This is a genomic window from Pedobacter sp. 22163, assembly GCF_052045595.1.
In the GTDB taxonomy this organism is placed as follows: Bacteria; Bacteroidota; Bacteroidia; order Sphingobacteriales; family Sphingobacteriaceae; genus Pedobacter.
On record NZ_JBQEPM010000006.1, the window covers coordinates 282728 to 306822 of the forward strand.

At 39.8% G+C, this 24095-nt stretch carries 13 protein-coding genes and 1 tRNA gene; 11 read left to right on the forward strand and 3 right to left on the reverse strand.

Going from position 1 to position 24095, the window contains the following annotated elements:
• Positions 1-357 precede the first annotated feature (357 nt).
• The 3 genes from ACTJKN_RS17215 to ACTJKN_RS17225 form a co-directional block, all read right to left on the reverse strand.
• Positions 358-885 carry a hypothetical protein gene (locus ACTJKN_RS17215; RefSeq protein ID WP_440826923.1) on the reverse strand — a complete coding sequence of 176 codons (528 nt, stop codon included), beginning with the start codon at positions 883-885 and terminating at the stop codon, positions 358-360.
• Positions 882-2543 carry a hypothetical protein gene (locus ACTJKN_RS17220; RefSeq protein ID WP_440826925.1) on the reverse strand — a complete coding sequence of 554 codons (1662 nt, stop codon included), beginning with the start codon at positions 2541-2543 and terminating at the stop codon, positions 882-884. Before ACTJKN_RS17220 ends, ACTJKN_RS17215 begins: the two co-directional genes overlap by 4 nt.
• A 594-nt stretch (positions 2544-3137) precedes the next feature.
• Positions 3138-3581, reverse strand: coding sequence for a DUF3805 domain-containing protein (locus tag ACTJKN_RS17225; RefSeq protein WP_440826927.1), 444 nt, complete (start codon positions 3579-3581; stop codon positions 3138-3140).
• Between the two features lie 141 nt (positions 3582-3722).
• Here ACTJKN_RS17225 and ACTJKN_RS17230 point away from each other — a divergent pair.
• From ACTJKN_RS17230 to ACTJKN_RS17280, 11 genes are all read left to right on the forward strand, one after another.
• Positions 3723-3795 (forward strand) — tRNA-Lys (locus ACTJKN_RS17230).
• A 45-nt stretch (positions 3796-3840) separates the two neighbouring features.
• Positions 3841-4662, forward strand: a complete 822-nt coding sequence (locus tag ACTJKN_RS17235; protein ID WP_440826929.1) for a class I SAM-dependent methyltransferase — start codon at positions 3841-3843, stop codon at positions 4660-4662.
• Between the two features lie 200 nt (positions 4663-4862).
• Complete coding sequence (locus ACTJKN_RS17240; protein ID WP_440826931.1) at positions 4863-6944, forward strand: FUSC family membrane protein; 2082 nt, start codon at positions 4863-4865, stop codon at positions 6942-6944.
• Between the two features lie 1101 nt (positions 6945-8045).
• Entirely contained in the window at positions 8046-8705 is a 660-nt protein-coding gene (locus tag ACTJKN_RS17245) for a GDSL-type esterase/lipase family protein (RefSeq protein WP_440826932.1), read from the forward strand.
• A gap of 584 nt (positions 8706-9289) precedes the next feature.
• Positions 9290-12208 carry a ligand-binding sensor domain-containing protein gene (locus ACTJKN_RS17250; protein WP_440826934.1) on the forward strand — a complete coding sequence of 973 codons (2919 nt, stop codon included), beginning with the start codon at positions 9290-9292 and terminating at the stop codon, positions 12206-12208.
• Positions 12209-12467: 259 nt separating this feature from the next.
• Positions 12468-15638 (forward strand): SusC/RagA family TonB-linked outer membrane protein, encoded by a 3171-nt coding sequence (locus ACTJKN_RS17255; RefSeq protein WP_440826936.1) that lies wholly within the window; start codon positions 12468-12470, stop codon positions 15636-15638.
• 13 nt (positions 15639-15651) lie between these two features.
• Positions 15652-17181 (forward strand): RagB/SusD family nutrient uptake outer membrane protein, encoded by a 1530-nt coding sequence (locus tag ACTJKN_RS17260; RefSeq protein ID WP_440826938.1) that lies wholly within the window; start codon positions 15652-15654, stop codon positions 17179-17181.
• Between the two features lie 94 nt (positions 17182-17275).
• On the forward strand, positions 17276-18682 hold the full coding sequence (locus ACTJKN_RS17265; protein ID WP_440826939.1) for a glycoside hydrolase family 30 protein: 1407 nt from the start codon (positions 17276-17278) through the stop codon (positions 18680-18682).
• A 24-nt stretch (positions 18683-18706) separates the two neighbouring features.
• Positions 18707-20458 carry a cellulase family glycosylhydrolase gene (locus ACTJKN_RS17270; protein WP_440826941.1) on the forward strand — a complete coding sequence of 584 codons (1752 nt, stop codon included), beginning with the start codon at positions 18707-18709 and terminating at the stop codon, positions 20456-20458.
• Positions 20459-20473: 15 nt separating this feature from the next.
• On the forward strand, positions 20474-21673 hold the full coding sequence (locus tag ACTJKN_RS17275) for a multiheme c-type cytochrome (protein ID WP_440826943.1): 1200 nt from the start codon (positions 20474-20476) through the stop codon (positions 21671-21673).
• 96 nt (positions 21674-21769) lie between these two features.
• Complete coding sequence (locus ACTJKN_RS17280) at positions 21770-24094, forward strand: TonB-dependent receptor (protein WP_440826945.1); 2325 nt, start codon at positions 21770-21772, stop codon at positions 24092-24094.
• Position 24095 lies beyond the last annotated feature (1 nt).

Consider the following 24095-nt stretch of genomic DNA (forward strand, 5'->3'; position numbering starts at 1 on the left):
AGGGGTAGCGAAGTGGTGTGAAGCAATCTAAATTTAATGCTAAATTAAAGCACAAGTCATGCCTTTGTTTAGGCCAGGGCGCAAAGGCTTGCGCTAGATAGGATATTAAAAGCATTAAGGTTAACCCGCTCGATTAACTTTTTGTAAGTACCTGTTTTAATACCTGCGCAAAGCTAAACATCGAAATTATCGATTATGTAATCTGTAATGTGCAAACGCATTATAGTTTTAGGGATGGGTATAGGGATTAAGAAACTACTGGGCTGTTTAATAATGAAGAATTGCTGCGTAATCTATCAATAGATAAACAACGCAGCAATTTGAACTGTTGATTTAAAGTAGCAATTTATAATTGTCTTAATCAAAAAATGGAATATAATGGGCTGTGTGAGCCCAAATTCCATTCTTTTTTTCAAAGAAAAAGAAAACGGTCGTTTGTGTTATGTTTTTAGAAGTCCTGCTATATACCACAAATGCTTTCGTACCATCAGGTGAAAATTGTACTGTACTTAATCGGACATCATCCGCTTTAATTTTATTTCCTACATGATTCTTATCAAGTGCAGCTTTTGAAAGCAAAAGTTGTTTCCAGGCCATTGAATATGAATCCGACTTTACCTCCTTTAAATAGTTCCACTTCCCCTGTATCAGTAAAGATAATGAGTCGCTTTTTTTTTCACCTTCTTGATTAGTCAAGTACCGATCAAGATTTGACAAAAGTTGCTCACTGATGAAAACGGATTTCGGACGGACTTCTTTATCTGATACTATATCAATAACTTTATTGATGATAATGCTTTCATCCTTTAATTCAGGTGTATTCTGTGTTGCTATGCAATGAGCCGATCCAACTATTGCGATGCTAAAGATCATATTTTTTATCATGGTTGACAATCATTTTTTCCTGTTGAGCCTGTTTGGTTTTTATATTCTCTCTCTGAATTTGCTTTTGATCTTGCCGCGTTAGGCGCATCAAGTCCTGAAGTCTGCTGTAAACTTCCCCAGAAAATATCACGGCAATACTCTCCAAGTGATATAGATGTATCAGGAGATGCTCCTATGCCTTTTGAAGCTGCTACAGTAGCTAATATATTTGCCATAGAGTTCACGTAAGTTTCGGCCATTTGCATATGTTGCATCGCTCCCAGTTCTGGGTAATTATAAGGATGGGGAGTGCCATCTTCCTGATCAAACAGATACCTGTTCAGATCACTAAACGCCATAGCTTCTTCACCGGTAAGATTGTTGGCCCCCCACACAAAATAGGAATGCATCATTTCATGAATCAGGGTTGCCGCAACTGCCAGGTCTGATGCTTCATTCAACACAAGAGTGTTTAGCTTGATGTTACCTGTGATAGGATCGGTTTCTCCGTGTGTTTCCCTTACTGATGTTGTTCCGTCAGGGTTGGTGACAGTTTGGTATGGTATGGTCTTTTCACCTAAAGTTATCGATATGTTTGTATTATTAGCCAATGCCAAGACAGCATTTTGCGCTTTTGTGTTGTCATTATGCACTTGTTTCAAAAGACTTGCCATTGTAACAGAGAATTCAGCTGCGTTAACCACGGCATTTTTTATACTTTCTAAACACGGACGTGTGTTCGGATCAATTGTTATGGTACGGGCAAGTGCGACCGGTTGAAATTCACCATCTCCACCACCACCACCGCCTCCACTGCCACCATCACCTGGATCAGTCGGTGGATCTGGGTACCAAACGTCTTCGCAAACAACTGCCTCATCTGAATCCACTAATGAATAAACATCGCCGCAGGTTGACTGTGGCCAACTACAAGTAGGGCTAAACACAATGTTAACAGATCCCCCACACCAGCTGGGAGACAGTGATGAAAAGGTACAGTTCCGAACTACGCTATTACATTCTTGCTGCCAATATGAAGTAGTACCTTTAACTGACTGCATTTTTTTTACCGCTAGAACACCTTTTTTTCGATAAGAATCGCTAAGGCGGCCATTCGAATAATCTAACAGATAATTGCCCCCATTTTGCAAACTGGACAGTAATAAATTACCAGTGAATGATTTCAAGTCAAACTCTTTTGTATTCTTACTGATCTTTTCATTTGGATCGATCTTTGGATCGTAATAAAAAGCTTTGTAAAAATCCAGTTCATTTTTAACCATCAGGTATAATCTTCCGTTAATCTGCTTGGCAATTTGATGTTTGCCGTTAACATCGACCTGGCCCAGCAATTGATAAAAAACATATGAAACACTATCATTTACAACCTGAATCTTGGGATGATCCCAATCTGGTGTCCACGATATCTTATCGATTTTTTTTGGTTGGAGTTTTTGTTGTAGCTTTTGTTGTTCGTAGGATTTTTTGATTGCTTCAAGACGTTTTTGTAGATCTGGCGAATTTGCCGAAAGGGTTTTACTAACAATTGCATCGCTTACTAATCTGTCCTTTGCACACCTGGAGGTTATTAGTGCGATGAGCGAAAGAAGAATTATTGCAATAGTTTTTACATTCGGTATCCTTGTTCGGAGAGGAATTAATTTGTTTTTTGTTTTCATAGTAATGAGAATTGGTTAATGATTGATATGTAAATGTAGATGTAAATATATATATATGTGTCTATTTTTTAATATGTTAACTAAAATTTAACATGTACAATAATCTATAAATCTTGTGTATTTTTTTTAAAAAAGCTATTGTCTATAAAATATAGCGTCAGCATTTAAAATTAGGCTTAGTCCTCCATCAGATACCATGTCGATTGATTATGGAAGCTGTTTGTCTGATTAGTTGTTGAGATAATAACTAATAGTAAATAGAGATATCGCTTTGTTATAAATATTATAAATGAAAAATCCATCCTCTCCTTAGCGTTCAGCGCGGCACATCCTAGCACAAGTCTTAGCGGGTAGGGTAGTAGGGTTGGGTTGACTTGTGCTTTCCAGAATTTGGATAGATAGATTTTTACCTTAGAGATTATTTTAAAGCACAAGTCAGTTCTTTGCACGGGCCTCGGGCGCTAAGACTTGCGCTAGGATGGTCTTTATTTGTGTTGGTCTTTATGTCAATGGATAGTTTTTGAATGTACATGGTGTCTTTGTCTTGATGCTAATGAGTTGCCAAATTGGTACATAAATAGTCAATCAATCGTTCTAGATTATTTTGATACTGGCGATCATATTTTGAACCGAGATTAGTTCTCTTGCATTAATCGGCATTGCTTCCTGTTCCTTATCAATTGAGAATGTGCAGATAAATATATCATTTTGTTTTCCCGTCATCCAATAATAAATAATCTGGTGATCTCCCTCTTGTTGAAATTCTTTCTTGTAATGCGCGCAGTCGTATTCACCTAAGATAATTTTCTGCGCACCTGTATTCTCCAAAACCTCAATGGTAATATATTCACTGGCTTTATCTACATTGGAGTCAGTTACATTTGGCCATTGGAAGGCTGTAATCCTAAAATTACCAGTCCAAGATGCATCTGCTTCATTCCAGAAGGCATAAGTGGAATCATCCCCATCATCGTATTCTGCCCAGCCATTAGCTAATGTGAAGCTAAACCAACCACCTCTAGAAATATAATTATTCATAGTGTTGTTTATCCTGTTTTGTTAAAAGCCAAATTAAGTAAAAGACGCAACATAACCGTAACTTCCGTATGATCTCATTGGAATAAATAACTTTGGTTAATCTTTCTAATATCCCTATCAAATCCTATATTTAATCAACCAGACTTCTTAGCTCAGTTGGTAGAGCAACAGACTCTTAATCTGTGGGTCCAGGGTTCGAACCCCTGAGGGGTCACAATATCACTTATTGTATTTGAACGAATTATAAAACCAATCGTTTATGAACGATACTTCGACAAAAGATCCTTCGGCTGATTTGCCGGAAGATAGTGCTACTCGTTACGAGCAGTTTTTCGGCCCATTATTCTTTGAACCCTATGCTGTAGAAGTTGCAAAACGAATTAATTCCATTCCGGTTTCTGTGGTGCTCGAAATTGCGGCAGGGACAGGTCGTGTTACCCGTCATATCCGCGAGCATATTCCATACTCAGCAAAGCTGATCGCTTCAGATATTAGCGAGGAAATGTTGGCCGTAGCCAAAAAGACATTGAGCCATCTTGATATTGACTGGCGAAATATTGATGCCCAGCAACTTCCTTTTAGCGATAACAGCATAGATTTGGTGGTTTGTTGCTTCGGGTATATGTTTGTTCCTGATAAACCGAAAGCATTTGCAGAGGCCTATCGGGTTTTAAAACCGGGTGGCCTGCTTTTATTTACAACCTGGGATAAGCTGGAAAATAATGCCGCGTCTTATTCTGCCAGATCTATTGCAATGAAATATTTAGACGAGCCCTTGCCCGAATCGCATAATCTTGCAACCTCGATGAATAATGAAGCGCTTATCACACCATTACTAAAGGATGCCGGCTTTGCAAAAATATCAATTGAAAAAGTAAAACTTTTTTCCGTAAGTCCAACCGCAAAAGAAGCTGCATGCGGTTTGGTAGAGTGGGGACCTGTTTATGAGGAGATCAAAAAACATCATCCTGACTGTATAGACGAGATAAAAACTAAGGTGGAAAAAGAACTTGCTGAAAAATTCGGAGCTGCTCCCATGATCGCTCCAATAAGTGCTGTATTTAGTCGGGCATGGAAATAATAAGAACCCCTTCCTCTCCGTAGTATTCAGCGAAGCATCACTGGAGTAACGCATAAGATTGAGCTATGAACACGCAATTACTCGGCTAAAGTCCAAAGAACAGATTGGTATCTGGTTTTGTGAAGCTATTTGCTATGCATGCATTATAAATCTGTTATCTTTGCAACTTTTATCAATTATCAGCATTCATTAACATATACATGGGCAAAAACAGCATCGGCTCTACCATTTCTTATTTCTTTTTAGGTGAGTACTTTTCTGATGCCCTGCGTACCACCATTACCGTCGTATTGCCCATTATTTTATTCTTTTACCTGGGTAATCCTGAAGCGGCAAAAGGAATAGGGGTTGGCGCTTTATTGATCAGCTTGACCGATCTGCCCGATAACCGACTGAACAAACTTAAAACAGCGCTATCGAGTATTATTGTCTTTTTTGCTACTACGTTGGTCGTTTCATCCGTTTTAGATTATGTTTACCTCACCGCGGTGGTTGTGGTGATTGCAGCTTTCAGCTTTTCGATGTTTGCTGTATACGGGCAGAAACTATCGCTGATTGGTACCATGGCGCTGATTGTGTGTACTTTTGTTATGGGGCTTCATCCTGAACGACCGCTGTATTTTAGCGGTTATATCCTGGTTGGCGGGGTTTGGTATTACGTGATCAGTTTAATCCAGATTTTGCTGCGCCCTTACCGTTCGCTTCACCACGCCATTTTCGAATGTTTGATGAGCAGCGCGATGTTCTTGAATGCCAAAGCCAAAAATTACGATGTGGATGTTCCGCTCGATCTGCAGCAAAAGGAAGCTATAAAACTGCACATTAAGGTAAATCAGAAACATGAGCTGATCCGGAATCTGCTGCTTACCGATAAGTACGCCATGAACCCTGATAACCCCAAGGGCCAATTGCTATTGGAACGGGCGAGGTTACTGATCGATTTGTATGAGCAGTTAAATGCCGTACATTATGATTATGCTTTGGTGCGCAAAACGCTGGCAACGGGTCCGAGTTTAAAACTGATTGCCACCTTGATTGAATTGTTGGCGAAAGAGCTTGAACAACTGGGCAGGCACGTTCGGTCGGCAAAGGCTTATAAGGGTGAGGTGGCCACCAATATCGAATATTACCAGAAACGCGTAATGCTGTTACAGGAAATGGAGTGTTTAAACGAAACCCAGCGTAAAATTGTATTAAAAGTGGTTTCGAACATGAACGATATTGTGCGTATTATCGAAATGATCAGGGGCAATGAGCGCACGCCCGAAAAACACTTACAAGAACTGAGCGGATCTATTTCTTATCCTTTGTTTGTTACCGGCGATCGCTTTTCGATCAGGGAGCACCTTACCTTAAAATCGCCAATCTTTAGGTTTTCGTTGCGTTTGGCTATCTGTTTTCTGTTTGGTTTCTTGCTCATTTGGCAATTGGAACCGAGTAAATACAGTTACTGGCTTTTTCTCACCCTGGTCATTGTGGCAAGACCTAAATTTTCGATTACCTGGAAACGGAACTTACAGCGTTTAAAAGGAAGTCTTGGCGGGGTTGCCGTCGGACTGATCATCATCTATTTTGTGAAGAGCCCGGCAGTACTGCTTTCTTTTTCGGTGATTTTTCTGTTGGGTTTTTATGCCTTTAACCGTTTAAATTATACCATAAGTGTGCTGTTTATCACCCCTGCAGTAATTTTAACGCTGGGTAGTTACCAAGGACATTTCGACCATATTGTACACGACAGGATTATTTTCACAGTGCTGGGCTGTGTAATTGCCATTTTTGCCACCTATCTTTTTCCCATTTGGGACAGCCGCCAATTGAAAGCGAAAATAAGCAAAGCCACAAAAGATAGTTTGCACTATTTGCAGGTGGCGATAGAAAGGAAGGAAAACCTGGGCGAGAATATTCCGCGCATGGCCAGAAAAAATGCCAACCTGAGTTTATCTGCATTAAGCGAAGCGATTGAATCGGCCAGCCAGGAACCGATGCGGAAACATATCGATTTTAATGGTTTGTATGGGGTACAGTCGACCATTTACCAGATCAATGCAATTATTACATCTATATACCTTTCGCTTAACCATAAGCCCGAACAGGCTGATCCATTGTTGGTTAAGCAGATTATAAGTAACCTTAGTAATGAGGATGCCCTAGAAAATGATGATGTGCCTCATGTTGATGCAATAGATGTTGATCATGATGACCATTCTACCAAACAGAAACTGGCACATATTGCGGCTTTATCGTTAGAATTTAACAGGTTTAGTGCTGGTTTTAGGGGCTAAATTTATTGTTTGTCAGTCTGTCTAAAGGACTCCTACGGAGAGCGGAGTCGAAGACCCTGTCGATCATCAACTTTAGAAGTGTATCTATCATAAAAGATCCTTCGACTACGCTCAGGATGACAGACCGAAGGAAGCAACCTGATGATGACCATTCTACCAAACAGAAACTGGCACATATTGCGGCTTTATCGTTAGAGTTTAACAGGTTTAGTGCTGGTTTTAGGGGTTAAGTTTATTGTTTGTCAGTCTGTCTAAAGGACTCCTACGGAGAGCGGAGTCAGGGCCCTGCTAGCTGTTAACTTTTTGAGCTCTTTTTTGTTCCCGCAGATTAAGGTGATGAGCGCAGAAACTTCAAGATCATCAATTTTCTAGGGATAGATTAACTTGTTGAGCTTATATGAAACTTATATGTCTTATATGGTTCACAGAAAGAGGGTTTTCGACAGACCCCATTGACAGACTCCAATAAAGTGGTCGTCATTCCCGCGCAGGCGGGAATCTTAAAGCGCTCGCTACTAGCGATAGTTGTAAGATTGCTTCGTCGGCTGAAAAAGCCTTCTCGCAATGACGATAATCTGAGGAGATTAATTTTTTAAATTCTCCTGTCACTCATATTGATTTTTAAAATAAATTACCCCTCAGGATGACAGATTCTAAAATCAGCGTCAGCGGGACCCCCCTTTATATTAATCATGACAAATTGTTTGTTAATAACCTTCAACAGGCTTAGCTTGATAGGTGATGCCTGCAAGGAGAATCCTTTGAATAATTTAGTGAAAAGCTTTATTCCACGGGTTGTTAAGCATTCTTCTTTAAAATTAAATGGATTGATTATTAATGTTTTATTATTCTTTTAGTTAATTAGTGTTAATTATTTAGAATAATTCTAAATAAAGATCTATATTTGTTCATCATTATATGTTTGGTTAGTTAATGATAACAAGACCTGTTTGCCTGCATTACTCAATGCAGGCGAATCAGGCACTACTCCACGAAAACTTCAATTTATTTTTTTACACGCGTACAGTAATAAATTTGATTGAATTGATTCTAAAAAATAGGATATTGGTATATTGTGAGCCTTTAAACATACTTATTCGCATGAAAAGATCATTTTTAAGCTTCCTTTTGATTTCTTTTTTAACTATAACTGCTTTTGCCCAAAAGAAACCTAATTTTTGGGATGACGTGCAAACCATTAAAAAGTACGATCAAATGTACAAACCACCCCTTCATCCGGTGTTGTTTGTAGGAAGTTCATCTATCCGCAAATGGGACGATTGTACACAGATTTTTGCCAAATACAATGCTTTAAACCGCGGAATAGGTGGTGCTGTAATTAACGATATTACCTTTTATTTAAACGATGTTGTTTTTCCTTACCAGCCTAAGCAGATTGTATTGTATGTAGGGGAGAACGATTTACCAAACGAAACGGTTACACCTGATACTGTTTTAAACCGTACCATCCGTTTAGTGCAGGCCATTAGGGCAAAATTGCCAACGGTGCCTATTGTTTACATCTCGATTAAACCGAGTCCGAGCAGGGATAAATTTAAAGAAAAGGCAGTAGCTTCTAACGCATTGATTGAAAAGTTTTTAGCCGGAGAGGCCAACACGAAATTCGTTAATATATATCAGTTAATGTTAACCAAAGACGGGCAACTTAGGCCAGAACTTTTTGTGGATGATATGTTGCACATGAATGCCGCGGGTTATGCCATCTGGCGAAAAGCGGTAGAACCGTATTTAATGAAATAGTCGTTTTTTACGAACTAAGAGATTCTGATCAAGATATTTTTCTCTAATTAATTTCACCATATAAGACATGTAAGAACATATGAGCTTAAATTTCTTATATGTTTAGAAACCTTTGGGATGTTGCGCATTAAAAATAAAACAACATCTTCTTTTTTCTTACCACCTTAGTCAATTAGGGCACAGAGCATTTCGCTCTATGCTTTTAATTTCATTGCACAGTCCCGAGTAAACTAGCCCCGATTGAACGGAAAGCCCGCAAACCCGATTTTTCATCGGGAGAGGACTTGCAGTAAAAGCGGGACTGAAACAACCCTAAGCGCTACAGGCTTTGCGCTCCAAAAAATAAGATTAAATTTTCTCACCATCTCAAGCAAATAGCGCACCTTAGGAGTCAATTTTACAATATAAGACATATAAGAACACATAAGCTTTCATTTTTACCATCTAAGGCACCTTGGCACACCTAAGAAAATAAACATTAGCTTTTCATGCTCATAATGATTTGTTTTACTGTATGCGGTAAGCAATGTTAACCGGAATTAAAATTATATATTTATTATTGCGTGGGAATCATCCCTAACCATATGTACAAACTTCTGCTTGCCGTTACTTTTCTTCTGATGGGCTATCATGCATCGGCCCAGGATCTTTTGGGCATTCCGCAGATTGTAAATTACAATAACGAGCAGTATAACGCAGGGATGCAGAACTGGGATGTTAAGCAGGATAAAAACGGGATTCTTTATTTTGGGAACAATGAGGGGCTGCTTACTTTTAACGGTCGCTATTGGAACCTGTTTCGCTTACCTAATTATACCTCGGTACGCTCAATCGGAATAGACTCTAAAAACCGGATTTATGTAGGTGGACAGGATGAATTTGGTTTTTATTACCCCAATGAGAAAGGGATTTTAAAATATACTTCGCTTTTAGGCCTGCTGCCAGAAAACCTGCGGAAACTGGCTGATATATGGGACATTTCGATTATCCACGATGAAGTTTTTTTCAGATCGAACAATGCCATTCTGCATTATAAGGATGGGGTAATTAAAAACTATAAACCCAGTAAGGCCTGGCTATTTATGGGTATAGCCAATAATAAAGTATTTGCCCAGTCGGAAGAATCGGTTTTAATGGTTTACGAGCAGGAGATGTGGAAACCTTTTTGTGCCGATCCGGTTTTCAAGAAATCGTCTGTTACAGCTATTTTGCCATATAGTGGCGATACTTTGATGGTTTCTACCTTAAAGGGCGGTTTTTTCCTATTGATTAACCATCAGCTTAAACCCTTCAAAACCAATCTCGATCATGTGTTTTTTAATGACCGGATTTATTTTGCCGATCAGATCAATCAAAATCTGTATGTAGTAGGTACCACCTCTGGCGGGGTATATATTATGAACAAAGGTGGAGAACTGATCCAGAAATACAATTACAGGGAAGGTTTGCAGAACAACAACGTGAGGGGCGTGCTGCAGGATCGGGATAAGAACATGTGGCTTGCTTTAGATGATGGGATTGCCTATGTGGCCATAAATAGTGCCATTAAAAGCATTTTTCCCGACCGCAATAAACAGATTACAAGTTATGCCTTTAGGAAATTTAACCAATCGGTTTATATTGGTACATCGAACGGTTTGTACATGACCAAAGTGGATCCTGCTGCCAAAGATTTAAGTTATACCACCTCGAATTTTGAGGAGGTGAAAAATACCAAAGGGCAGGTTTGGGGGCTTGATGAGATTAACAACCAGCTGTTGCTGGCACACGAGGAGGGTACATTTTTGGTGCAAAACAATGTAGCTAAGCAGCTTTACAATTTACCTGGCACCTGGTTGTACCAGAGTTTAGATCGGGTTTACCCAAGCAGCGAGGTTATTGCAGGCACTTATTGGGGTTTACAACGCTTAACCTATAAGGATGGGCTATTTAACAGTGGTGGAAGAATTGACGGCATAAATGAGCCGCTGCGGTTTCTTGTAGCAGATAATAATAACCCCGATCATATCTGGGCATCGCACCCTTACCATGGGGTATATAGAATAGAATTGCAGCCCGATCATAAACGCGTACTGCATACCACCATGTACACTGACCGTGATGGATTACCTTCTAAGTTGTACAATTATGTGTACCATATAAAAAACAGGGCGGTAATTGCAACTGTTGATGGCGTTTATGAATATGACAACACGAAGAAAAAATTTGTTCGCCTAAAATTATTGGCCAATGCCATAAAGGGTATTTCGGTGCAATATATGAAGGAGGATAACGATGGGAACATTTGGTTTGTAAGCAATAAAAAAGTAGGCGTAATCGATTTTAGCCGGCCATCGGGATCGAATCCTTTTAGTATTTTTTATCTGCCCGAGTTAGATGGGAAAGTAGTAGGCGGCTTCGAATCTATTTACCCTTTGGATAGTAAGAACATATTTATTGGGGCCAATAAGGGAGCCTACCATATTAACTATGAAAAATACATCGAGAACATAACCAAACCAATTGTTGTGCTGGGGCAGATTAAACTGCTTGGAAAGAAGGATAGTTTGGTTTTTGGCGGCTATTTTACCACCAAGGGCATCATTTCCGGCAAACAGGATCAGAATGAGATACCAGAATACACCAATAATTTAAATTCGATGCATTTCGAATATTCCTCTACATTGTTCGAGCATGATAAAAATATTAAATTCAGTTATCAGTTGGTTGGTTTCGATAAGGAATGGTCGGCATGGAACACGAAAAGCGAAAAGGATTATACCAATTTGCCTGCGGGGAAATATACTTTCAATATTAAAGCCAGAACGGATGTAGGTAACGAATCGGAAGCGGTAGGCTATACTTTTATCGTGCTGCCAGCCTGGTACAATACCATATGGATGAGGATTTTTTACCTGATTTTGATTGTGCTGTTAATCAGGTTGATTATTAGGTGGCAAAAACGCAAACACATTAAAGAGCAGGAGCGGATGAGTTACCTGCATCAGCTGGAACTGGATCGGAACGAAAAGGAAATTGTTAGGCTGCAGAACGAAAAGTTAGAAGCCGATGTAAATTATAAGAACAAAGAACTTTCTACCATGACCATGCACCTGGTACAACGGGGCAAAGTATTGGCAAAGATTAAAGAAGTAATATCGGCTGTAATTAAAAACCACGATATAAATGAGAGCTCCCCAAGTTTTAGGCACCTCATCAGGCTGATCAGGGATGTGGAAAAAAAGGATCAGGAACTGGATCATATGAGCGTTCACTTCAATCATGTAAACACCGAATTTTTTAATAAACTCAAAGACCTTTACCCTGATTTAAGTCAGAACGATTTAAAGTTTTGTGCTTACTTATCGATGAACCTATCTTCGAAAGAAATGGCGCAGTTGATGAATGTAACTATTAAAGCCATCGAAGTGGGCCGATATCGTTTAAGAAAAAAGCTCCAGCTTAAACCCGAGACTAATTTATATGAGTTTCTGATCAGCATTGCCCGCCAAAAGAACTCTTAATTCAATGTTTTCGTTACAAATAAGATGTTTTTAGTTAAAATAGCTTAAACGTCTGGTATTCAGGTTAATTGTGTTTCCCTTGTAGGGCTTATGTAGGTCTGAATATCTTCTTTTTAGGTTAATTGAGTGCTGCTGTATGGTTTGTGTAGTAGCGCAAAATTGTGCAAATGCATTGCACCTCTCTAGATTTGATTTATGAAACGGGCTACCAAAGCCCCGGTCATTTAACTAACCAAATATTAACTTAAAACTAATTTCTATGAGAGGAAGATTTACATTCGTATTCTTCATTTACTGTATCATGGCATTGCCGCTGGCCTTATTGGCACAAGACATTACGGTTACAGGAAAAGTAACAGAACAAAATGGTGCCCCTTTACCTGGCGTAACAGTTAGGCTTGATGGAACAACTAAAGCTGCATCTACTGATGCCAATGGTGTTTTCAGTATTCAGGCACCTGTTGGCGGTAAATTAACCATCAGTTTACTCGGCATGGCGCCTCAAACGGTAACTGTTCCGGCAGGAGGCCGTATCAATGTTTCACTTACAGCCGATTCGAAAGATTTAACTGAAGTGGTTGTGGTGGGTTATGGTACACAAAAGAAAAGCGTGGTAACCGGGGCAATCTCAAGCGTTAAGGCTTCCGATCTGGAAAATCAGCCGGTGGTACGTATCGAGCAATCTTTACAGGGTAGAACTTCGGGTTTAACCATTGCAGCTACTTCCGGTCAGCCAGGTTCAAGCTCTACCGTGCGTTTAAGGGGTTTTACTTCTTTTGGCAACAGCAAGAACGATCCGCTTTGGGTAATCGATGGAGTGGTGATTGATGCAGGTGGCATTGGTTATTTAAATCAAGATGATATCGAATCAATCGAGGTACTTAAAGATGGTGCTTCTGCAGCGATTTATGGAACACGTGCTGCTGCGGGTGTTATTTTGGTAACCACTAAAAAAGGTAAGGCAGGAACGCTTAATATTAATTATAGCGGTTATTATGGTACTCAGGCACCAGCTAAAAGATTAGACTTGTTGGATGCTACGCAATATGCAACCCTACGTAACCAGGCACTTGTTAGTGCAGGTAAAGCCCCGGCATTTGCTAATCCTTCAGCATTAGGTGCAGGGACAGATTGGCAAGATTTGATTTTTAATGATAGTGCTCCAAAGCAAAGCCACGAGTTTAGTGTATCGGGAGGAAGCGATAAAGCATCTTATTTTACCTCTTTTGGTTATACCGATATCAAAGGTATTGTAGCTACACCTATATCTAAATTTAACAGGGCTAATGTGCGTATCAATACCTCATTTAAACCCATTAAAGGTGTAACGTTTGGCGAAAATTTAGGTTATAGCCATGGTGTAAATAGCGGTATTGGTGAAACCAACCGTGAGTTTGGTGGCGTACTAAGCTCGGCAATCAATTTAGATCCGATTACACCTTCGATTATTACAGATCCTACTTCGCAATCGGCTTTTTTCCCTTCTGCTACTGGTAATCCGACACAAAATGCTGCAGCAACAAGAAATAGTGATGGTCAGCTTTTTGGGATCTCGCCATATGTACTACAGGAAATGAAGAATCCATTGGCTATGATCCAGAACAGATTAGGAAACTATGGTTACGATCATAACATTGTAGGTAACGTTTTTGCTGATTTAGAGCCGATAAAAGGTTTGCATATCCGTTCATCATTGGGTACCAAAATGGCTTTTTATGGAAGTAATTCATTTACCCCGATTGCATATTACAACACCTCAACGCCGATTAACCAATCGTCGTTATCGAGAGAGAATACCTATGTAATTAACTGGAACCTGGAGAATACCATCTCATACAACAAGGTGATAGATAAGCATAATTTCACCTTCTTATTGGGGCATGGTGAGTATAAAGATGGCAACCAGCGCAGGGCAACCGTAGTGTATAACAATGTACCTGCAAAAACTTTCGATGAAGCATCTTTCAGGTATAATGCATTGCCTGCCGATAGAACAAATAGTAGTGGTGGCGATGGTACTGATCATAGAATCAATTCACTTTTTTCGAGGATCCAGTATAACTATGATGAGAAATACCTGTTTTCTGCCCTGATCAGACGTGATGGATCATCCAGGTTTGGAGGCAATAATAAATTTGGCTACTTCCCTTCAGGATCAATAGGATGGGTACCTACCTTAGAAAACTTTTTCCCTAAAAATGATGTACTTACTTTCCTGAAAATTCGTGGTAGTTATGGTGTTACAGGAAATGATGGTATCGGCGATTTCCCTTATATTCCAATTGTAGGCGCTGGTGGAGATCGTAATTACGTATTTGGTTCTACAAACGAAACCGTTTATGTAGGGTACAGCCCGGGTGCTCCTGCCAATCCTGATCTGAAGTGGGAAGAAACCCGTCAGGCAGATATTGGTATCGATGCAACGTTGTTTCAGAATTTAACCTTAACTGTTGATATTTATGACAAGAAAACAACGGGTATTTTACAAAACCCACCAATCCCAGGATATGCTGGTTATGGAAGTTTTGCTCAAAACGTAGCAGACATTCAAAACAGGGGGTTAGAGATTGAGTTGGGATACAGAAAGAAAATCGGTCAAGTGGATTTTGGCGTAAACGGAAACATTTCCTTTTATAAAAATAAAGTTACACAGTTGCTTCCCGGAAACCTTTTCCTAGAAGATAACAGCGCAACCTTCCAGAATTTTGGAAACATTACCAGAACAGGTTTGAACTTACCTTACCAGCAATATTATGGTTATCAATCTATGGGTATTTTCCAAAGTCAGGCTGAGGTAGACAGCTATGTAGGGGCCGATGGTGTAACTAAATTACAACCAAATGCAAAGCCTGGTGATTTAAAATTTGCCAACTTAACCAATGATAACATTATTAATCCTGATGACCGTACCTATTTAGGTAATCCAAACCCAACCGTAAGTTATGGTATCACCATTAATTTGGGTTACAAAAACTTCGATTTTACAGCTTTTGGAAGTGGTTCAGGGGGCAATCAGATTTTTCAGGGCTTGAGAAGGTTAGATATTGCTACTGCAAATTACCAGAGTAAATATTTAGATGCATGGACTCCAAGCAATACCGGAGCCTCGCTTCCACGCATTGTTGATGGCGATCCCAATGGTAACTACTCTAAATTTACTAACCTATACCTGGAAAGTGGCAATTTCTTCAGATTAAGAACAATGCAACTAGGTTATTCATTGCCTAACAGCATCATTAGTAAATGGGGCATGAAAAAACTCCGCGTTTATGTGCTTGCCGAAAATTTATTTACCATAACCAAATACACGGGTTACGACCCTGAATTAGGAGTAACCGCCGACTCTGGTGGTGGCGCACAATATGGTATCGATCGTGGTGCCTATCCACAGGCAAGGGCATTTTTGTTTGGCTTAAATGTTGGATTTTAATATAATTTAAATCATGAAGAAAAAGAATTTTTTATACTTTACAGCAATTGTACTTTCTGTAACGTTGGGTTCGTGCAAAAAGGATTTGGAAGTAAATCCGCAAGACCGTATCACTTTAGATAATTATTATAAAACACAAGCTGATGCCTTTACCGGATTAGTGGCCATATATGATAGGTTTGCTTACCAATCAGGTGGCTTGTACGATAAATCGGCGGTAATGAGTGTTGCAGGCGACGATCAGTTGGCAGGCGGTGGTGGGCCAAGTGATATTAACGATTTGCAGGTAATGCAAAATTATACACTTAATGCCAGCACAGGCCCTCAGGGTTACCTTTGGAGCAGAGGGTATAGTGGAATTTACAGAGTGAATGTACTGCTGCAAAAAATTGTAGATATCCCGATGGATGCGACATTAAAAGCAAGGTACATTGCAGAAGCCAAAGCCATGCGTGCAGCATTTTATTTCGATCTGGTTACCTTCTTTAAAAATGTACCGATTATAGAAGGCACCGTTGATCCAAAAGATCTATACAATGTTACCCAGGCTGCACCTGCTGCAGTATATGCTTATGTAGAAAAAGATCTTGCTGATGCAATACCAGGATTACCAAATACAGTTCCTGCTGCTACAGAAGGTGGCCGCCTTACAAAAGGAGCGGCGCAGGCATTGTTGGGTAAGGTTTTATTGTATCAGAAAAAATGGCAGGCAGCTGCCGATCAGTTTGCTGTGGTTAACGGTACCGCGCCTGGTGTTTCGCCTTCGGTTTATGGCTACAAGTTAATTCCTAATTTTGGCGATTTATGGAAACCAAGCAACAAATTCAATTCAGAATCCATTATAGAGTTTGTGCACAGCAATAAATCTAATGGTAACTGGTCTGCCGCTGGTAACAGCGAAGGTAATTTATTATCCATCACAACAGGCCCACGCGGGTACAGCAAAACACTTGCAACTGCACCCGATTATTTTAGCGGCTATAGCTTCCTTGTATTTACAAAATCTTTTTTTGATTTTATCCATTTCGATCCGAGAAATGCTGCCACGGTAGCTAACTTAGATAGTTTGCAAACTAATGGTATTGCCAAGTACACTCCAGGTTATAACAATACAGGGTATTTCTTTGCTAAGTACATGGGCTTAACTACCCAGGCTGCCGCGAATACACCAGAGTTAAATTTCGGGATAGACGAATATGAAATCCGTTTGGCCGATACTTATTTAATGGAGGCTGAAGCTTTAATGAATGCTGGTGCGGCAGTTGGGGCTGGTTCAAGGGCTTATACTTTGCTTAATGCCGTTCGTGCAAGGGTGGGGCTAAATCCTGTTGCCGTAACCCAGGCCAATATAGAAAAAGAAAGAAGATTGGAACTGGCAGGCGAAGGACAACGTTTTCCTGATCTTGTACGTTGGGGCAAAGCTGCTACAACATTGGCTTCGAAAGGTTTTATTGCCGGTCGACATGAAGTATTCCCAATTCCACAAGGTGAATTGAATAACACCAAAATTGAACAGAATAAAGAATGGGGCGGAACAAAATAGTTGCTCATCTATTATACACGCTTAATGTTTAATTGTTAACAGGGAGAAAGCGAAATCTTTCTTCCTGTTTTTTTAATTTGCTCATCTTTTACCTATGCTTTCTACCAAATTTCTTCGCCTTTTTATCATTTGTGTTTTTACCTGCTCTTCGCTTGCTGTTATTGCCCAAAATCAACCAGAAGTTTGGCTTACCAAAGCCGATCGATCTGTTTTATTTGCCAAACAGGCCAGTAAATTAAGTTTTACTGCAGCTAAAAATAATTTACCAACCATTACTGTAAACGATAAAGAAACCTATCAAACCATTGATGGCTTTGGTTACGCCCTAACGGGCGGAAGTGCACAGCACATTGTTAAAATGTCGGCACCGGCCAGAGCGGCATTATTGAAAGAGTTATTTGCTACTGATGGAAACAACATCGGGGTGAGTTACATCCGCTTGAGTATCGGTGCTTCTGATTTAAATGAAAAAGTATTTTCTTATAACGACCTTCCCGAAGGACAAACCGATTTAACGCAATCCAAATTTGATCTCGGTCCGGATAAGGTGGATGTGATTCCGGTAATGAAGGAAATCCTTGCGATAAACCCAAAACTGAAAATTATGGGTTCGCCATGGTCTCCTCCCTTATGGATGAAAACCACTTACGATGCCCGCGGTGGGATGTTAAAACCCGAATATTACGATGCTTACGCCAGGTACTTTGTAAGGTATGTACAGGAAATGCAAAAAGAGGGGATTCCTATTGATGCGATTACCGTTCAAAATGAGCCTTTACACCCCGGCAATAATCCCAGCTTGCTTATGGTTGCTCCAGATCAGGCGCTTTTTGTTAAGAAGTTTTTAGGTCCTGCTTTTGCCAAAGCCAATATTAAGACCAAAATTATAGTTTACGATCATAATGCCGATCGCCCGGATTACCCCATTAGCATTTTAGATGATCGGGAAGCCAGAAAATATATCGATGGATCTGCCTTTCATCTGTACGGAGGAAAGATTGAAGCCTTAACTGATGTACACAATGCCCATCCTGACAAGAATATTTACTTTTCTGAGCAAATGGTAGTGGAACAGCCAGATGCTACGGATATTAAAATTGTTAATCCGGTTAAGCGTTTGATTATAGGCGCCACCAGGAATTGGAGCAAAAATGTGCTCGAATGGAATTTAGCCGCCGATCCTGAAAACAAACCTTATACCGATAGGGGCGGCTGTTCGATGTGCCAGGGCGCAGTAACCATTGATAAAGATTCTTATAGCAGAAACCTCGCTTACTATTCCATTGCACATGCTTCTAAATTTGTTCGTCCAGGTGCTGTTCGCATTGCTACAAACGATTTAACCGATCTGCCAAATGTTGCCTTTAAAACACCTGGTGGAAAACATGTTTTAATCGTAGCCAATAGTAGTAAAAATGCCGCTAGGTTTAATATTAGCTTTAACGGTAAATCACTTGTTGCAGCGCTTGATAAAGGATCTGTAGCCACTTATATCTGGTAATTATCTAAACCTAATCTTATTTTTATGTCTTTTACAAAATCAATCTTATATATTTTTCTGTTCAGCATTGTTTCGTTTAAAGGGTTTAGTCAAGGGTTTTTAAAAGCCGAGGGTAAAAAAATAGTGAACGCAAAAGGCGAGAATGTTTTGCTCCGCGGCTTTGGTTTAGGAGGCTGGATGTTGCAGGAAGGTTATATGCTCAAAATTAACAAAGAGGCACAACAATACCGCATCCGCGAACGGATAGAAGAACTGATGGGGCCAAAACAGACCCAGGAGTTTTACGATGCCTGGCTGGCCAACCACATGCGTAAAATTGATGTTGATTCGTTGAAACGCTGGGGTTTTAATTCCATCCGCTTACCCATGCACTACAATTTATATACCCTGTCGGCAGATAAAGAGCCTGTTGCAGGCAAAAATACCTGGCTGGAAAAGGGCTTTGCCCTAACTGATAGCTTGTTAACCTGGTGTAAGGCCAATAAAATGTATCTGATTTTAGATTTGCACGCTGCACCTGGTGGACAAGGGAATGATTTAAATATTGCCGACCGCGATCCATCAAAACCTTATTTATGGGATAGTGAAGCCAATCAGGAGAAAACCATTGCACTTTGGAAAAAACTGGCTGAGCGTTACAAAGATGAACCTTATATTGGTGCATACGATATTTTGAACGAGCCTAATTACGGTTTTTCAAACCCTGAAGAAGATAAAAACGGAACAAAGGAAAAGGTGAATGCACCATTAAGAAAATTAATGGTCGAAATTACCAAAGCCATCCGCGAAGTTGATCAAAAGCACATCATCATTATCGAAGGTAATGGCTGGGGCAATAATTACAATGGCATTTTTCCACTGTGGGATAAAAACATGGTTTTGAGCTACCATAAATACTGGAATTACAACGATCAGGCTTCAATTGCACACATTATCAAAGCCCGAGATGAACAGCATGTTCCGGTTTGGCTCGGTGAAACAGGAGAAAATTCTAATGTTTGGTTTACTGATGCCATCCACCTTTTAGAAAAAAATAATATAGGCTGGGCTTGGTGGCCATTAAAAAAGATAGGGGCAAATAATCCGATGGAAATTAAATCAAACCCTAATTACGATGCGCTGGTAAAGTACCTCAATAACGGTGGAAACAAGCCTAAAGATAGCAATGTATACAGCGGTTTAATGGAGCTGGCTATTTATTCGAGATTAGAAAATACCATCATCCATAAAGATGTGATCGATGCGATGATCCGTCAGCCTTTCAGTGATGAAACCAAGCCGTTTAAGCCGAATTTGATTAAAGATAAAAGCATTGTATATGCTGTAGATTACGATCTAGGTAAAAATGGCAAAGCTTATTTCGATACAGATACTGCCGATTACCATACCTCAACAGGAAAAAGAAGTGCAGGTAACCGCGGCCGGATTTACCGGAATGATGGGGTGGATATTGCAAAAGATTCTACCCGGTACGAAAAGTATTATGTAAACCATATAGAAAAAGGAGAGTGGTTGCATTATACCGTAAATGTTTCTCAAAAAGGAACCTACACCTTAAAAATAAATGCTGCGGCAGATAATGCTTCAGGTAGAATGACCATTATGATTGATGAAAAAATCGTAGCTAAAGATATTGCGGTTCCAAATACCGGAGATAATAAGAAGTTTGCAACCTTTGGGGTAAAGAACATTGCTTTAAAGGCAGGTATGCAAAAAATTAAGGTGTTGGCAGATGCAGGGGGCTATAATTTTGGTTATATTCAATTTGTAAAATAAAAACAAAACATCATCTTGAAAGGCATAAAACGTATCCTGCTTATTTTAGGCGCAATTGCCATTGCGGTTGTTGTGCTTTCGAGATGCATGAATGTTGCCGACCGATTGCCTGAAGATGCGAGGGGTGAGGCCTATACCGGAGCGGCTACCTGTATTAAATGCCATAAGGATTTATCGCAGTCTTATGCACATAGCCCACATGGTTTAACCTCTAAGCCTGTGGTAGATGCCGCTTTGTTGAAAATTTTCGCCACTGATTCGAACAGCTTCCAATATGATGCAAACCAAAAAGTAATAATAGAAAAGAGAGACAGCGGTATATTTCAGGTGGCTTATCACAATGGCAAAGCTGTGCGTGCGCAAAAGTTTGATATGCAATTTGGTTCAGGCGAAAAAGCTTATACTTATACTTATTGGCAAGGCAAGAAAATGTACGAACTGCCTTTATCTTACTTCGCCGCTATTAAGAATTGGGCCATCAGCCCTGGTTTTCCAAAAGAAAGCTTTTATTATGATCGGGCAATAACGAGCCGTTGTTTAGAGTGCCACGCCTCTTATGTAGATATTAAACTCACACAAAAATCTACTTTTTCAAAAGATGAGGAAATGGAAAAAGGCTCTGTTATTTATGGGATAGATTGTGAACGTTGCCATGGGCCAGGTAAACAGCATGTTGTTTTCCATATGGAAAACCCTGAAGAAAAGACTGCAAAATTCATCACCCTTTATAAAACCCTTACCCGAAAACAAAAGATGGATGTTTGCGCTGTTTGCCATTCGGGCAATACTTTGGTAGCACAACGATCGGTTTTCGGTTTCCAGCCCGGCAATGATTTAGACGCTTACTATTCGCAGGATTTTACAGGTTTTGGTGGTGGTAATATTGATGTACACGGTAACCAAAGCGCTATGTTACAGGGTAGTAATTGTTATCGGAAAAGTGAAACCATGACTTGCCAATCCTGCCACAATACACATGAAAATATTAAAGGCAACTTAAGTCTTTATTCGCAACGTTGTATCAACTGCCACAAAAGTACCAACCATAGCAAAGCTACTTTAGCCAAAGGATCGCTCAGTACCAATTGTATCGACTGCCATATGCCTAAAGAATCTTCGAAACTGATCACTTTTCAACAGGCAGGTAAAGATCATTTAAGTCCTTATAGGTTACGTTCACACCATATTGCGATTTATCCCGTTATTAATAAGTAAAACCAAGCTTGTATTAAGAAATCCCCCTATTAGCTATTAATAGGGCTTGGATTTCGTACATTTGGTTTCGACCTTAAAAATTAGATAGTAGCCAATATGCTCATAAAACACTACTTAGCTTTATTTTTCATCCTTTTTCTCTCAACCCCTATTTTTGCTCAAAAGAAATTTACCCTTAGCGGTACCATCCGCGATGCAGGTACAGGCGAAACTTTAATCGGTGCAACCATCCGGATTTCTGGCGCTTCTACCGCAGCAACCCTAACCAATAATTATGGTTATTTTGCTTTAACGCAGTTTGAAGGTACCTATACTGTGGCCGTAAGTTATACAGGTTATGCTTCCATTGTTAAAACCATCAATTTAACAAAAGATACCAAGTTAAATGAGGAATTAAAAAGTGCAAACGATTTAGATGAAGTAACAGTAAGTGCCAATAACCGTAAAAACGAAAATGTTAAGAGTGCGCAGATGGGTTTGGAAAGGATCGATATGAAATCGCTCAATTCTATCCCGGTATTGCTCGGCGAAAAGGATATCTTAAAAACCATTCAATTATTGCCCGGCGTAAAATCAGGAGGAGAAGGGAATACAGGTTTTTATGTGCGTGGTGGTGCTGCCGATCAGAATTTAATTATTCTGGATGAAGCGGTGGTATACAACTCCTCTCATTTGCTTGGCTTTTTCTCTACTTTTAATGCTGATGCGATTAAGGATGTAAGTTTATACAAAGGTGGTATGCCTGCTCAGTACGGCGGCAGGTTATCGTCGGTTTTAGATGTTAAAATGGATGATGGAAACAATAAAGAATTTAAGTTTCAGGGCGGTATTGGCTTAATCGCTTCGCGTTTAAAAGCAGAAGGACCTATTGTTAAAGACAGGGGTTCGTTTATGGTAAGTTTCCGCAGAACCTATATCGATCTGTTTTTAAGGGCTTCGCCAGATTCATCTGTTAACGGTAGTACCTTAAATTTTTATGATATTAACGCAAAGGCGAATTATAAAATCAATGATAAAAATACCATTTATATTTCCGGCTATTTTGGCAAGGATAATATCGGCGTTAAAGACCTGTTCGAAAACAACTGGGGCAATGTAACCACCACCATCCGTCTAAACCATATTTTTAGCGACCGTTTGTTTTCGAATACCTCGTTAATTTACAACAACTATAATTATACCGTTCGTTTATTAAATGACGCGACCAACTTTAAAGCAACCTCACTGGTTCGGGATTTTAACTTTAAAGAAGATTTTCAGTATTTCAGCAACAAGCATACACTTCGTTTTGGCATCAATGCCACACAGCACCGTATTTCGCCGATTGATATTGATAGCGATGAAGCATCGCAGGTAAATTCGCTTACGCAGGAAAGACGTTACGGAATTGAATCAGCTGCTTATATTTCTGATGAGTGGGCGGTAAGCGAACATTTAAACTTTTTATATGGTGTACGCTTGAGTGCTTTTTCTTTAATGGGGCCTGGTAATTTTAGCACTTATGATGCTGATGGGAATATCGTATCAACTGAAAATGTTGCCAAGGGTAAATTCCATAAAAACTACTTTAACCTGGAACCACGTTTTTCGGTGAGCTATCTGTTTAATGAAGAAAATTCGATCAAGGCTTCTTATAACCGGAATACCCAGAACGTCCATATTTTAACCAACGCTACTTCCAGCTCACCAACCGATCAGTATGTGTTGAGCAGTACCAATATTAAACCCGAAATTGCCGATCAGGTGGCTTTGGGGTATTTCAAAAATATTCAGGATAACAATTATGAACTCTCGGGAGAGATTTATTATAAGTGGCTTCAGAATCAGATCGACTATAAAAATGCGGCCGAATTATTGGCTAACTCAAATGTAGAATCAGAACTTTTATACGGAATAGGCAGGGCCTACGGAATGGAACTGTTTTTTAAGAAAAAATTTGGTAAACTGAACGGTTGGTTAGGGTATACTTTATCGCGCACTGAACGTAAATTTACAGAACTTAACGATGGTAAATATTTTCCGGCCAGACAGGATCGTACGCATGATATTTCGGTAGTTGGCATTTACAACATGACTAAGCGGTGGACATTCTCCTCGAGTTTTATTTACAGCACGGGTAACGCCGTTACTTATCCGGCGGGAAAATATACCATTGGTGGCCAGGCTGCTTATTATTATACGCAAAGAAATGCAGGAAGGATGCCTTACAATATGCGTTGGGATGTGAGTGCAACTTTAGAAGGGAAAGTGAGGAAGAAATACCAGTCGAGCTGGAATTTTGGCATCTATAATCTATTGGCCCGCAAAAATCCTTATGCAATTGAGTTTATCCCAGATCCGAACGATCCGAATAAAACTGCAGCTCAGCAGACTTCACTATTTGGGCTTATCCCATCTATTACCTGGAACTTTAAATTTTAAA

Bases quoted from the DNA above. Each gene is read 5' to 3' on its own strand.
- ACTJKN_RS17215 (WP_440826923.1), bottom strand. From the start codon at position 885: ATGATAAAAAATATGATCTTTAGCATCGCAATAGTTGGATCGGCTCAT.
- ACTJKN_RS17220 (WP_440826925.1), bottom strand. From the start codon at position 2,543: ATGAAAACAAAAAACAAATTAATTCCTCTCCGAACAAGGATACCGAAT.
- ACTJKN_RS17225 (WP_440826927.1), bottom strand. From the start codon at position 3,581: ATGAATAATTATATTTCTAGAGGTGGTTGGTTTAGCTTCACATTAGCT.
- ACTJKN_RS17235 (WP_440826929.1), top strand. From the start codon at position 3,841: ATGAACGATACTTCGACAAAAGATCCTTCGGCTGATTTGCCGGAAGAT.
- ACTJKN_RS17240 (WP_440826931.1), top strand. From the start codon at position 4,863: ATGGGCAAAAACAGCATCGGCTCTACCATTTCTTATTTCTTTTTAGGT.
- ACTJKN_RS17245 (WP_440826932.1), top strand. From the start codon at position 8,046: ATGAAAAGATCATTTTTAAGCTTCCTTTTGATTTCTTTTTTAACTATA.
- ACTJKN_RS17250 (WP_440826934.1), top strand. From the start codon at position 9,290: ATGTACAAACTTCTGCTTGCCGTTACTTTTCTTCTGATGGGCTATCAT.
- ACTJKN_RS17255 (WP_440826936.1), top strand. From the start codon at position 12,468: ATGAGAGGAAGATTTACATTCGTATTCTTCATTTACTGTATCATGGCA.
- ACTJKN_RS17260 (WP_440826938.1), top strand. From the start codon at position 15,652: ATGAAGAAAAAGAATTTTTTATACTTTACAGCAATTGTACTTTCTGTA.
- ACTJKN_RS17265 (WP_440826939.1), top strand. From the start codon at position 17,276: ATGCTTTCTACCAAATTTCTTCGCCTTTTTATCATTTGTGTTTTTACC.
- ACTJKN_RS17270 (WP_440826941.1), top strand. From the start codon at position 18,707: ATGTCTTTTACAAAATCAATCTTATATATTTTTCTGTTCAGCATTGTT.
- ACTJKN_RS17280 (WP_440826945.1), top strand. From the start codon at position 21,770: ATGCTCATAAAACACTACTTAGCTTTATTTTTCATCCTTTTTCTCTCA.